This window comes from Rahnella woolbedingensis (assembly GCF_003602095.1).
Lineage (GTDB): Bacteria > Pseudomonadota > Gammaproteobacteria > Enterobacterales > Enterobacteriaceae > Rahnella > Rahnella woolbedingensis.
In genome coordinates, this window is the sequence record NZ_RAHH01000035.1 from 1 (window position 1) to 12,723 (window position 12,723).

The window sequence follows — 12,723 nt, forward strand, 5'->3', positions numbered from 1 at the left end:
CGCTTCACTGAACAACCGGGAAGTGGCAGCCTGATCACTCAGGCAAAATACTCTCCAGGAAAACCGGAGCGGTTCAGTCACGGAGGTTATTTAGCGCTAAATTTAATGGACTGAACTATTGCATTGATAACATCAAAATCTTGGTAAAAACCTACCGTATCAAATAATAATTGTGTTTGAGAATTATAAACAATTGCCATGAAACATATTCCTCCCGCAGCATGGAAACCCGTTTCTTCATCACTGATACCGCACGTCTGAGTCGTTTGCATTCCTTTCCAACCGGCCCCCTGAATAATATCAACAGGGCTAGGAGGGTCCATCCCGGCCTCCCGCGTCCAGACTCCATTCTCTTTATAAAAAATCATGCTATCGGTCGCCTGCTCCAGAGAGTCATGCTCAGCACAAATATTTAATGTATATTCTTCATTTTTCAGTCGACTAGGTTTATTAATATTGAGACATTGTTTTTCTTTTTTTATTGTCCAGCCTTTCGGATAATCAAAACTGAATCCACGGCCCTGATACCTGACCATCTGTTGTAACTCAGCCAGTGGGTTCTGTGGTTCTTTCAACGTTTTGTCTGTACGGCAGGCACGGAGAGAACGAGCCGTTGCGTTAGTGAGATTACTCATACGATGAGTGGGCTGATCCGTATCAGCCGTCACGCATGCGCAACCGTAACCGTAATTCCCATTCCCGGTACGCACCCACTGAGTGTCGCCAAATCTGGGCCACTCACCTTCTGCCTGATAACCCCCCTGAGTCGCAATCTCCCAAGTACCATCACGATCTGTGAGTGTGGCATTGGCTGGAGTCGGATTTTCAAACCAACCGCAGCGGCGTTCTGCACTATTGGCTGAGGAGCACCAGATCACAAAACTGATGCAAAGCATGCCTGTCAGATAAAATAATCGCATTTAATATCCTTAATTTTTTGGAGCAACCGGTTTACAGACTGCCGGGTTTAATCCTAAACTTGTCAACACTTGGTTTTATAATTCGCCATGTCAACCACCCGCACGTTATCAGAACCCAGCTTGTGCTTATTGCTACACGTAGCCGGTGCTCGGCACAGGTGACAACCGCTACGGCTCAGATAACGGTGAATTAGCTGCCCGGACACCCTGCTGTTTTTTCTGCACCAGCTGCGTTATCAGTGTATTAAGATGCTGTTCTACCTGCTGCACCTGCGCCGGTTGCAGCGGCTTAGTTGGGGAAGCATCTGTCAGCAATCGCAATTGTTCTTCGACCGGCACCGTTTGCCGGAAACTGTTTGTCATGCTAAATACGGCAGATTTCAGTTCACTGACGGTGATGTATTTGTCTTTCTGCCCATCCAGTGCGTTCAGTTTATCCGTCAGGATCTGGAGTTGCTGCATTCCCTCGTGCCAGCCAGTGAGCACATTTTCAGGCAAAGCATTGATGCTGACCTGCTGCTGCCAGCGAGTTTTCAATGGGATCACCGCCGGATTTTCCGGCCACAGGCTCTGCGCCTGCGCAAACAGCTGATTGCCATGCGCCTGCGCCCAGTCAGGGGGTAACGCAGCAAGGATATCCAACTGAGCAGAAGCCTGCTTTATCCATCCCGCGGCCTGCTGATTGATCCCTGCGGACTGACGCAGCGCCCCTGCCTGCTCAGCCGTTAGCAAAGTAGGCAATGACGTAACAGAGGCCGCCAGGGCCTGTGCCGCATGATCCTCCCGGTGTGTATATTGCCAACCCCAAAGTGTGATACCGCCAATCACTAGCGCGGAGAACGCACCCGCCATAAACGTCGGCCATTTTTTTTGTGGCAACCGCGGCGGGAGAGTTTCATGTACCACATCAACATTGATCTCTGGCTCCGGGCGGATCACATACACCAGTTGGCTGACCGGGTCAGCTGAGGCCGGCGCTGCCAGCGCTTGCGGCGGTAACGCCACTGCGGATATTGCTTGTTCCTGCGGCGAACTATTTTCCAGACGCGTCAGTGCCAGATGAATCTGACGGCTCAACGCATCCAGCTGACAGGCCTGTTTCAGCTCCTGCCGACTGAGTGTGTCATTGAGCGTATTCAGCAGCTTTTCGCTCTGGTATAAATCCGCCAAATCAGCATAATGCAAAGAAAAAGTACGGAATACCTTCTGCAAACGCAGACTCAAGCCACTTAATATTTCCGCCCGTGCATGATTCTGCTGTGGCCACATCAGCGCCCACTGGTGACTGGCCAGCGCATTCAAAATCGCCAAGCCTTCGTTCATCCCAGCGACACTAGCCAGATGGCTGCGAGCCAGGGTGTACCAGGCGGTAGTTTGCAACTCCACGCCGTTGTGTTCGAACAAAGATAAAGCAAGTGATTCAACCTGGCTCCAGCTCATATCCGGGCGTGCCGGGTGTGTCAGCTTCCCCATCTCATCGCGCAGAGCCGCAAAATCGGGAAGTGCCCGTGGGTCGCTACCGGTTCTTATTGGGCGGGGTTTCGCATCGTACATAAAGATTTCATCCCTAAAAAATATAAGAGGATTATCCATCGTGACAGGTTGTTAGCTAGGGCAGTAAATCCACTATCATGTCGAAAAAAACGTCCTCGCAGAACCCTCTGCGCCCCGTGGGTGATCGTGCCGAACTCCAGGTCCAGTTGACGTCCTCACCTGAACGCATAAACAGTCGATACAGTGGGGTCACACTTCCATCAACATAAAGGCTAACTTCCACGCACCCAGTCACGCCCTGTCCGTACATAAACACCGGCGTAAATTTTACTTTTCGGTTTTCATAGCCAAGTACGATCCCCTGGACATTGAATGCTGTTCCGCCTGCCAGCAGCTCAACGACTGAAACCGGTATGCTTTCAATGCTAACTCCTGTGTCCGTGAGCCACGTTGCCATGTCGTCCTGAAGTTGAACTGTCCGACGCTGAAACTCAGCTATATCCGCTGCATATTTCGTGTCGTAGGAGCCACGGTGAGAGGGTTGTTCCTGAAGTTTTTTAAGAAATCGCGCTTTTGCTGACATTATTTTCCTGTTGCTGAACACAGTAACGCTGCGCTTGCAGCGCATTGATACGTTTTACACAAGGTCGCGTGGTTCAAGGAAGTTCTGCTGCCTGAGGTGGCGGATCAATACCCGCCCTTCCGGCATAAAATCGGTGCCATAACGCACCAGTCCGATACCCTTGAGCTCGGCATCGATGGCATAGCGCAACTCCCCGGGAATAGCCTGTTCCTGCATCACCACTTCAATGCTTTTCAGGCGGGGTTCGTATTTGAGTAATACGTCAGACAACGTGCTCATCAACTGGTGTGCGGTGCCGGGTAACCCCTGCAAAATATTGCTCATATCAGGCAGGCCGTAATCGGGTAAATGGCTGAGCGTACCAGCCCGGCAGTTGAGGATGCGCTGCATATTATCCAGAACCGACAGGATGATCTGATTCTGTTCGCTGACCTGATGCAGCTCGAGGCCACCGGTAAAGTGACCGGTGAGCATTTCATAAAGAGAGGGGGTTTTATGCGGCATTACGAGTCCTGTCCCTGGGGGTAATAAAAGCATCTTTCTGAAAGGATCTGGTTTGGGATAATTAATAGAAAACTTAATTAAATACACCCTCTTGGTAATGGCAGATGACAAAAAAAGCTCACTCGAGACCATTACTCAGCTAATGTAAATACACTTCCCTTATCATCCCGCTCTAGCAAAGACCAACACGCACGGTGTTTTTTGCCGTATTTATCCTCAAACTCTGGCAACTTCTGCCCTTCACGCGTCTGGATATATTGGGTCGTGCCTTCGACAATAGAAGCCCAACGTCCGCTGTAGGGCGCAATTTCATCAGTCCAGAGGGTGATACGCACAGGTTCGTAGGATTTACCGATATCGTCCTTATCCAGCAAAGCGCTGGCTTCATCGAAACGGGCAAACCATGCCATTGAAGATTCTTTATCAAATTGCAGGTTTTCGTATTCGGAGTAGAAGTGCAGGCTGTTATGCCCATCTTGTCGAACAGGCTGAATAAGCTGATTGACCTTCACCAACAATGGCGGCAGACCTTCGGTTTTCATCTCCCCCAACGGGGGCGGAAGTTCACCCGCTTTGAGGATCACGCCGTTGTTATAGGCAAGCAGTTTTATTTCAGGGGTGTTGGCTAAACAGTGTTTTACTCTTTCCGTTCCCCCCAGTTTTTCCAGCCACTGAGCACCCAAAATAGTGTACCAGCAGGCACTTTTTAGACCTTCAGTCGAATTGACGCCATCGAGAAAACCTAATGAATCCACTATCACACCGGAAAAGCGTTGAGCCAGTGTAAATTCATAGGGGAACATACGTTCAAATGCATAAGGCAATACGAGCGACAGCCCCGCATGACCGCTGTCCACTGTGAAGCTGTCACACAACCACATAATCCAAGCTTCATAGCGTGTTTTGCCGTCGGGTTCTTTCAGTAGCGACAGTGGGAGTGTTAATTTAATTACTGACCGATTGTTGTCATTGTGGAAGACTCTTTTACCCATAACCGCAATACTGTAATCAGGAGCAAGAAAATCCTTCTCTGCGCTTCCCAGATACCATGAAAAAATCTCTTCGGGTGTTGAGTCGAGGATCTCCTGCCGCTTTTTGGTGTAATTCTTCTCAGTAATACCCACCCAATTTTTGGTGATCGTTTTTTTCAGATGTGGCTTAAATTCTGCATAAAAGCGATCCACACACTCTACCATCTTGCGACGAACTTCCTGCGTATGTCCGTCTTTAAAAAAGACGGTAATAATCAGACCGAGATTGACCGCGGGGTTTCCGTCTTTGTACTTTACTGTGGCTTCCGGTAACCATTTCTCAATATAATTCAGCTCAAAATCCTGTAATTCCATACCTGCTCCTTAATACGCCATGGACTCTACCGCTGCACCGGCACCGAGAATAAGTGCCAGTGTTTCCCAGGCCGTTATCGCCAGACGGACAATAATCAAAAACGCTTCAATAATAGCCGCCGGGATACCCAGATAAACCACCGCCGCTGCAATCACCACCACCACCAGAACGATACCTACTGCTTTCCCGATATTGGTCAGCACCTGTACCCAGTCCACCTGTTTCAGCATGTCGAGCGTCATATCCGTGGCGCGCTGTATTTCTGCCCACGCGGCTTTAATCTGAGCATTGGTCCAGGATTGTACAACTTTCCCTGTTTGACTGACCCACACCCAGGCCTGGCTACCTTGCTGATAAACCCATTCACCGCTGTCATTTAACCAACTTGCCGCCGAACTCAACTTTTGCTGCATTTCTTTGGATAGTGCATTCCAACCTTCAGCAACGCCGTTTATCGCGCCTTCACTCAAGTCTGCGACGGTTTTGCGGGCATAAGTCCAGGGTTCGATCTTCGCTGCAACCGGTGTGGAAGGCGGACGGGGCATAAAAATCGGCGGGTAGAGAAACAGTGGCCAGTATTTCGCCCCGCTGGTCTTCCAGGCTTTCATCGTGACATTCACCACCTGATCAACCCACTGCTGCTCTTCCGGTCGGCAGTCGTGGATCTCCAAAATAGTCATGCGCGACCTATTACTTCCTACGATAAGCAGGTACTCCTCATACTGATCAAGGCCAAGCGTATCCCTCGGAAACTTAACCTCTACTAGTCTGGCCAGATTGTCGCCGTGCATTTGGCCTTCGGTGTCCAGCCCTGCCAGTCCTGGCCAACGATCCTCTTTGTTCTTAACAATAATGATATCCGGGCGGCGATATATACCCTTTCCCGGCACCGGGAACGGATTCAGCGTATGACGGCGGCCTGCACCATTACCCAGCAGTGAACTGCTGAGAAAAGGTCGAGGTGGGGTAGTCCGCATATCAAACGCGACTTCAGCTTTGTAGTACCAATAGTAATCACGGGCAATTTCATCGGCGCGGATAAGCCCACTCATGATCAGCTGCTTTAGGCTCATCTGGTAGGTTTTACCTTTACTGCTAACCGTTGCTGACAATTGCGGAAAACGCATGGCGTATTCCGCCTTGAGATGCATGTACTGGCGGTTTTCGGTGGTGGGCAGACGTGACGGCTTTTCGACCATCTCCACACCCGTCGTGGTGCAGTCCCAGGCTTTATTATTTGCCCCGGTGGGGATATCGGGTGTACCTGTCGGCGTATCGGGCAGTTCCATTATGATTTCACCTCCCTGAGTTCAGTTTCCAGTTGTTGGGTATCGGTTTCACCAATAAACCACATCGTCTCTTCCGGCTGAGGTATTTTGTTCAAAATATGCAGTTCAGCGTCCTCTGCCTGGCGAGTGTAAATAGGTACAGAGTAACCTTTATCGTCGGTAAATCCTGTGGCTGTCTGTCCTGATGGCGTGGTGATTTTGTAGGGCGTATCAACCAGTATCTTGCCGTTTTTATCTTGTAACTGATAAATAGCGGAGTAGATATTTGCTGTGCCCATTTTTGGCATTGTGACCGCCATCGTCGCCTTGCCGGTCGTCGTCGTCCGCTTTATCTTGCGTGTATACGTCCCCGCCGTGCCGTACTCCACTTTTCCGGCGTCGATAATCACGTAGCTGCCGCCGCCTGTCAGGGTAACCTTCTTCTTGCCCGCAAACAGCATATCCGCCGCCGAGACCAGGCTCAGCTTTTGCTCCGCCGATAAGTGCATCGCACCGTTCTGTGCCTGCATGACCACAGGACCTTCACCGGATATCACGCTCAGTTTGCCCGTGCGCGCAAACAGACCCACCTGCTTACCTGCCAGACCGGCAATGTTGCCCATCGCCCCGGCGCTGATATCACCACCGGCGTTTATGGCGACGTTTTCTTTAGCAGACAGTTGCAGGTGTTCGCCGCTGGCCAACGCCACGCCCTGCGGGGCGCAGAGGTGGAGTATCACGTTCAGCGGTTTTAACCGCTGACTGAACATCGCTCTCTGACTGGCGATGTCCGCTTCCAGCGCCTGCGCCTGCTGCGCTGCTGCGGCCAGCTGCTGGAGCTGGTTCTGACAGGCGTCGATTTCTTGTAAGGCGGTGGTCATATCCAGCACCTCGCCCGTGCCTTTGCTCTGACCGTCAGCGGTGATAAACAGCCCTTTGGCGACGCGGATAACGCCATACTCGTCGGTGCGCAGTTCAAAGCCCGTGCCGCGCTGCTTATTCTGGCCGTCAACAATATGCCCCTGACTGAGCTGAGTTTTACCAAACTCGGTATTCAGGACAATATGTTCCTCACCGCGCTTATCCTCCAGCCTGATTTCATTACCCGCCGCCGTGCGCAAAATGTTCTGGCTGCGGTTGTCGCGGTTAACCACGTCAGAATGTTCGGCGTCATGAAATGCATGGCCGATGTAAGGCCTGTCCGGGTCTCCGCCGTCAAACAAGATGCCCACTTCGGTGCCGTCAATCAGCGGCGTGTGCCAGCCGTGTGTTTCTCCGGCATAAGATTTTGCCATCCGCACCCACAGGTAGGCGTAGCCCGGCTCTGCGTCTTCACGGCTGAAATCCAGCTTCACCCGGTAACGGCCCAGCCGGTCCAGATGGGCATACGTGTCGTGCGGCTCGCAGCTTTCAATACGGGCCGGCAGTGAACCGTACATGACGGGACGAGAAATCTCGGGCGGCCTGAAACAGAACTGTTCGCTATACGGCATGCCCCACGCCGACACCTGCAGGCGCGAATCACGTGATGCCCGGTAAGTGGTCAGCGTAATGAGCATCCCCTCTTTGAGCGCCGTCAGTGGGCTGCCCGGCGTTTCCAACACCTGACCGGGGGAAAGGTGTGACGCATTACTGAACAGGTGCAGGCGGACGGACTTATTCAGTTCGCGCTCATGGTGAAGCCGGGCATAGAATGCCCCGCTTTCGGTTTCAGGCTCTGAGGTGGTGTCATCCCCCGCCTCAAGGTACGGGCCGATATAACGGTAATGCTCACCCGTAGTGACGGCGTTATTGCGCGCCGTCACGCGGGAGTCCATCGGCGTGGTGGCGGTGCGGTAGTTATAGTCGCGGGTGCTGACCTGCCCGGTCACCGCGTCGTACCAGGCGCGCACGCTCCAGACCAACTCCGCTGCGCCGTCGAACAATCCGGCGGGCTCCCGGCACGGTAGCGTAACGCCAAACTGATACGCCTGCTGGCTGTCGGCCAACACCACCGCGTCCAGTCCGGTGACGTCATTCATCTCACTGCAATACCAGATACCCACTTCGGCCAACAGGCGTTGCACAAATTCGAGGTCGGTTTCCCGCCACTGGGTGATAAGCTCACGCGGCAGATAGGTCCGCGCCAGTTTAAATTCAAAATCCGACCCTTCCAGCCCGTGTGAGCGCAGTATCTGCTCCACCACTTCCGGCACCGATTTATCCAGATACACCGCGCAGCGACGGGTCAGGGACAGCAGGTGTAGCCGCGAACACAGCGTCACGCTGTAGTGCGACTGGTCAACGGTGGTGGAGAGCCATTCAAAATCAGTGATAATACCGTGCACCACCTTGCCGCTGCGCATCCGCAGGCTGGCGTATTTAAGCAGCAGGTCTGTCGCCGGGATATTCGACAGCGGGCTGGTGAATTCGATACGCCAGAAGAATGGCGTATTAAGCGCATCGCGTCCGCGAAAATTGAGCACGTCCGGCACAACCGGACTGTCGTTTATCTCCAACTGATACCGCGATTGCCCGTCAAACAGGGCTGACCAGTCTTCCATGTGATTACTCCTTTACGGGCACCAGGGTCAGAGAGCCATCACCCAGCTCAATGATTCGGGCCTTATCCGGGTCAAGATCATCGCGGGTCAGCACCAGACGCCAGGTGTTGTTCTTCATGTCCGGGCGATTGAACAGCGCCACCACTGCTACAAATTGGGCATTCTCGTCCATCGGCATATTGAGCGTGACGCTGCCCTTGGGCATTACCAGCAGCGATTTTGAGACCAACACATCGTCTTTGAGCACCGTGTCCGCGTCACGCAACAGTTTTGAATAGTCCGACGCCTCAACGTTTTTACGGTCTTTAAGCTGATAGACCCGCACCATGGTGGCCAACGGTGTCTGAGCCCCATCCGCATTGATGGCTGCCCGCGGCTCGAAATCCAGGTGCAGGGTTTTCACTTTTTTGTAAAAAATGGATTTGGTGACGTTGACCGTCCCGTCGGTCACGGTCTGCGTCAGACCACAGCCTGTCAGCAGACAGCAAAAGGCAAGCATGGCGGTCTGTCGTAAATTAGCGAATGTCATTCAGAGGTTCCTTTCAGAATAAACGCGGTGATCATTCAAAGCGGTAACCGCCATCCTTTGCAGGAGGCAGCGAGGTACAGGTGAGGCCTTCATAGCAACCGAGATTCACCGTCAGGTGACTGCGGTGATTACTGAGTTGTCCATTTCTCAACCCCAACAGGCCGGTGCGCCCAAGCTGAATTCGACGTTTTTGCCCGAGCCGGGGTTCCGGCAAGACGCTGACCGGCACCGTGAGCCGCAGACGCACGTCCGAGCGATAGCCGAGATACACCCGCAGCAACACCATCAGATCGGTGTGCAACTGACCACCCGGCAACCAGCCCTCCGCCTCGGCCCGGTTATCCGTCGCCAGCGTCAGCAGCACCCGGCTACAGGCTTCTTTACCGGTCTTACCCAGCGTTGCCCGCTGTGACAGGGCGACCCGATTATGTTTACCCAGGCCGCTGCGCTGGTCGATGTGGACTTTTACCGGGTCATACGGGGTCACCGTCGCCCGGGTTTCCGGTGCCAACAGGTTGACCAGCGCCTGAATACCCTCGGCATTGCGGGTGGGCAACCGCATGGTCCCCAGGAGCGCCAGAAAACGGGATACCGGCGTGGCCACCTGCTCTGCCGTGCCGGGGATCCCCAATCCGACCAGCCCTAAAAGACACTGCGAGGTGTCGTCCACGCCTCCGGCCTCAAAGGTCACCGGATAGGCGTATTTGCGCCAGATGCGGTAATACTGCGTCGTGATACGGTGGCTGAAGATATCGAGAAAAGACGTGGTCGCTTCGTAACCGTCCCTCCGCTGGGCAATATCATCCAGATACGCCGTGGGCAAGGGGGAATCCACCCCATACATGCCGAGAAACGTGGTACGCACCGTCGGCGGCAACTGCGGACTCTCCTCGTCGGTCTCCACGGCCCGCAGTTCGCTGACGGGAAAGCCCATTCCCGGCCACGGACGAAAGCGAACCGGATCGGTGGAAGGACGGTCAGTGGTGCCGAGTAACGGTGCCTGCGGGTTCTCCTGCTCGAGTAACTGACAGAAGCGGTAAAAATTGACCCGCCAGATGTCCGGCCCCAGCGCCTCGGTTAGCCCGGAACGTGCTGGCTGTGAATTTCTTTCCATTGCAGTCGTTTTCCTGTGGGTTGCAGAACCAGCGTGAGTTGGTTGAAAAGGTGGATATCGGCATACAGGGCGAAGAAACGGTGCAACATCTCACCAAACAGGTTCACATCGCCCTCTCCGGCAAAATTGTCAGCATTGAGCGTGACTTCAATGTTCACCCCGCGCAGCATGAAACCCTTCTCGAAACGGCGGATCAGGGTGTGTTTCACCGCCACAATGGCTTCAAGGCGACGGCGGTTCATCTCATCATCCGTCCAGTCATACAACGCCAGCGTCCCGCGCAACACTTCCGGGTTATCCATCATACTGAGGAAGTTTGACCCCAGGTGACTCATGACCCGCCAATGGAAACGGTCATGGGCGGGCGGATACAGCGGCAGGCTCGGGGCAGTCAGGTTTAGCACTTTCACCGGTACCTTACCGGCCTTCACCACGCGGTCGAGCAAGGTACTCTCCAGCGATTTTCGCGGCAGCTGACCATTGGTGCCGGTAATGCGCATTGAAAGCGATTCCGGCTTTTTGGCCAGTTGTTCTATTTCAAAGGAGCGGCCCCCGAGGATGAGCCAGGTATCATGCATGCCTGACGGACCGCGTTTCACACGGGTGTGAAAGTAACGCTCCGGGGCATCGTGCCGCATCATGCCGCCACGGTGACGAAAGCTGGTAAAAGGCACATACGGGTGTTTGCCGTTTTTTACCGCGCCGTGAAGTGTGTCCACGCTGTAAATCTCGGTATGCCCGTCCTGCACGCGCAATGGCCGCAGCATGTATTCATTTTCCAGCGGATTGAGCGTCAGCGGGTCAGCTTCGAGCGTGAACAGATTGATAACAGGTGCGCAGTGCAGGCGGAAGTTTTCGCTGTCAAACGGCATGTCCGACGGCCAGCCCTCGTCCAGCACCATGTCAATTTCAAACCAGGCAGAACCCAGGGTTAGCCCGATACGCTCCAGGCCACGGAGCTCAACAAACATAAACTTCTGACGGAAACTGAAATATTCCAGCAGGAGCTGGTAACCACTGAAGGACGACTCGCCTTTTGGCCACAGCCGGTCAACGTCATCAAAACCCATGGGCTTACACCAGCCATCAAAATGCACGCGTTCACCTCGTGTGCTGGCATGGCGGGCATACATGGCCTGCACGCGGCGGGTCAGCGCCAGATGCAGCGCACAGGCCACCGGGCTGTCGCCGTTGAGATAAAGGGATACTTTATCAATCCCCGTTTTGCTCCAGTCCACGTTCTCGTTGCAATCAAAGCGCAAGCGTATCGCGGCCCGACCATCGGGTTCAATTTGCAAGCGCGCATCCGCCAGATGCAGTGGATGAAGGGCGATTTCCCGCGTAGTCCTGTACTGGCAGGTGGTTTTCCCGGGTCCTACCGGACGCGACAATATAGAGAAGTTTTCGGGCAGCACTTCCGATTGGCGCAACTGACGCCAGTCCGGCGCAAACTCAACAATGGAAAGCGACGGAATAGTGCGCATGTAATGCGGCCACAACAAACTCACCAGCCCTTCGGTCAGCTCCGGCAAATCGTCATCAAGTTTTTCACGCAGTCGCCCCATCAGGAAGGCAAATCCTTCAAACATGCGTTCGACGTACGGGTCGCGCGCACCGGCTTTATCCAGATTCAGCATGGCTGCCCGGTCCGGGTGAGCGCGGGAGAATTCTTTACCAGCCTCGCGCAAATAGCGCATTTCTGCTTCGTAATAGCGTAGGGTTAAATCATCCATGGGCGAAGGCACTCAAAAAGTAAAGATTCATTGGGTTCCCATTCTTGCTTCAACAGCCTTACGGCGTTCCCATACGGGAGGAATGGTATTCATGTTATTGACAGAAACACGGAGTAACGGTACTCCAGCCATGTCAAACAACTGTTCCAGACGTTTATCGCGGGCAATGCGATCTTCCTGTTCATGACTTTTATCATCAAGCTCGATGATACAAATGATCTTATTGTTCTTACGGGAGACCAGCACATAATCGACGGACATCGCGTTAAACTGAGTGAAAAAGCGGGCCCGCTCTTCATCGCTGAAATTATCCTGCTCAGGAAATTTAAGGAAACGGCCGGGGCTGACCTGACAGGAGATAGCGCAGTAGTGACCAAACCACTCTTCGAGCTTTTTAAGATAATCCCTTTCAGTTGGCGTGGTCAGATATTGTCTGTTTTCCAAAATGACGCCCATATCCATCATTCCCCAGAACAAATCATTTTTATCTTCCCAGCGGGAATGTCGGTATCTCCCTGAAGGTGGTGCTGGAGTTTGGGCAACTGCGGGTATCCGCGCCTGCTTGACCTTGTCATTCGAGGCTTTTCGAACCGGCCCACGCTTCCGACTTGTCTGCTGGGCGCCAACCCAAATACCCGCTCCAAAGCTAACAACCACCCAGAATAAAACATCCATACCGTCGTCCTTC

General features: G+C 53.4%; 11 protein-coding genes. All 11 read right to left on the bottom strand.

The window, feature by feature from the left end; translation table 11 throughout:
* Window positions 1-86: 86 nt before the first annotated feature.
* Entirely contained in the window at window positions 87-920 is an 834-nt protein-coding gene (locus D6C13_RS22095; RefSeq protein ID WP_120134833.1) for a DUF4087 domain-containing protein, read from the bottom strand.
* A 168-nt stretch (window positions 921-1,088) separates the two neighbouring features.
* Window positions 1,089-2,474: a VasL domain-containing protein gene (locus D6C13_RS22100; protein WP_120134834.1), complete on the bottom strand. Its 1,386-nt coding sequence runs from the start codon at window positions 2,472-2,474 to the stop codon at window positions 1,089-1,091.
* Between the two features lie 55 nt (window positions 2,475-2,529).
* Window positions 2,530-2,997, bottom strand: a complete 468-nt coding sequence (locus tag D6C13_RS22105; RefSeq protein ID WP_120134835.1) for a hypothetical protein — start codon at window positions 2,995-2,997, stop codon at window positions 2,530-2,532.
* 54 nt (window positions 2,998-3,051) lie between these two features.
* On the bottom strand, window positions 3,052-3,501 hold the full coding sequence (gene tssE, locus D6C13_RS22110; protein WP_120134836.1) for a type VI secretion system baseplate subunit TssE: 450 nt from the start codon (window positions 3,499-3,501) through the stop codon (window positions 3,052-3,054).
* Between the two features lie 131 nt (window positions 3,502-3,632).
* Window positions 3,633-4,847 carry a DUF3396 domain-containing protein gene (locus tag D6C13_RS22115; protein WP_120134837.1) on the bottom strand — a complete coding sequence of 405 codons (1,215 nt, stop codon included), beginning with the start codon at window positions 4,845-4,847 and terminating at the stop codon, window positions 3,633-3,635.
* 9 nt (window positions 4,848-4,856) lie between these two features.
* A complete protein-coding gene (locus tag D6C13_RS22120; RefSeq protein ID WP_120134838.1) occupies window positions 4,857-6,137 on the bottom strand; it encodes a VRR-NUC domain-containing protein in 1,281 nt (426 codons plus the stop codon).
* On the bottom strand, window positions 6,137-8,659 hold the full coding sequence (locus D6C13_RS22125; protein WP_120134839.1) for a type VI secretion system Vgr family protein: 2,523 nt from the start codon (window positions 8,657-8,659) through the stop codon (window positions 6,137-6,139). Before D6C13_RS22125 ends, D6C13_RS22120 begins: the two co-directional genes overlap by 1 nt.
* Window positions 8,660-8,663: 4 nt before the next feature.
* Entirely contained in the window at window positions 8,664-9,188 is a 525-nt protein-coding gene (tssJ, locus tag D6C13_RS22130) for a type VI secretion system lipoprotein TssJ (RefSeq protein ID WP_120134840.1), read from the bottom strand.
* A gap of 31 nt (window positions 9,189-9,219) precedes the next feature.
* Window positions 9,220-10,302, bottom strand: coding sequence for a type VI secretion system baseplate subunit TssG (gene tssG / locus D6C13_RS22135; protein ID WP_120134841.1), 1,083 nt, complete (start codon window positions 10,300-10,302; stop codon window positions 9,220-9,222).
* On the bottom strand, window positions 10,266-12,035 hold the full coding sequence (tssF, locus tag D6C13_RS22140) for a type VI secretion system baseplate subunit TssF (RefSeq protein ID WP_120134842.1): 1,770 nt from the start codon (window positions 12,033-12,035) through the stop codon (window positions 10,266-10,268). The genes tssG and tssF overlap by 37 nt, the downstream gene beginning before the upstream one ends.
* A gap of 27 nt (window positions 12,036-12,062) precedes the next feature.
* Window positions 12,063-12,710, bottom strand: a complete 648-nt coding sequence (locus tag D6C13_RS22145; protein WP_244212741.1) for a DUF2726 domain-containing protein — start codon at window positions 12,708-12,710, stop codon at window positions 12,063-12,065.
* Between the last annotated feature and the right edge of the window lie 13 nt (window positions 12,711-12,723).

Bases quoted from the DNA above. Each gene is read 5' to 3' on its own strand.
- D6C13_RS22095 (WP_120134833.1), bottom strand. From the start codon at position 920: ATGCGATTATTTTATCTGACAGGCATGCTTTGCATCAGTTTTGTGATC.
- D6C13_RS22100 (WP_120134834.1), bottom strand. From the start codon at position 2,474: ATGTACGATGCGAAACCCCGCCCAATAAGAACCGGTAGCGACCCACGG.
- D6C13_RS22105 (WP_120134835.1), bottom strand. From the start codon at position 2,997: ATGTCAGCAAAAGCGCGATTTCTTAAAAAACTTCAGGAACAACCCTCT.
- tssE (WP_120134836.1), bottom strand. From the start codon at position 3,501: ATGCCGCATAAAACCCCCTCTCTTTATGAAATGCTCACCGGTCACTTT.
- D6C13_RS22115 (WP_120134837.1), bottom strand. From the start codon at position 4,847: ATGGAATTACAGGATTTTGAGCTGAATTATATTGAGAAATGGTTACCG.
- D6C13_RS22120 (WP_120134838.1), bottom strand. From the start codon at position 6,137: ATGGAACTGCCCGATACGCCGACAGGTACACCCGATATCCCCACCGGG.
- D6C13_RS22125 (WP_120134839.1), bottom strand. From the start codon at position 8,659: ATGGAAGACTGGTCAGCCCTGTTTGACGGGCAATCGCGGTATCAGTTG.
- tssJ (WP_120134840.1), bottom strand. From the start codon at position 9,188: ATGACATTCGCTAATTTACGACAGACCGCCATGCTTGCCTTTTGCTGT.
- tssG (WP_120134841.1), bottom strand. From the start codon at position 10,302: ATGGAAAGAAATTCACAGCCAGCACGTTCCGGGCTAACCGAGGCGCTG.
- tssF (WP_120134842.1), bottom strand. From the start codon at position 12,035: ATGGATGATTTAACCCTACGCTATTACGAAGCAGAAATGCGCTATTTG.
- D6C13_RS22145 (WP_244212741.1), bottom strand. From the start codon at position 12,710: ATGGATGTTTTATTCTGGGTGGTTGTTAGCTTTGGAGCGGGTATTTGG.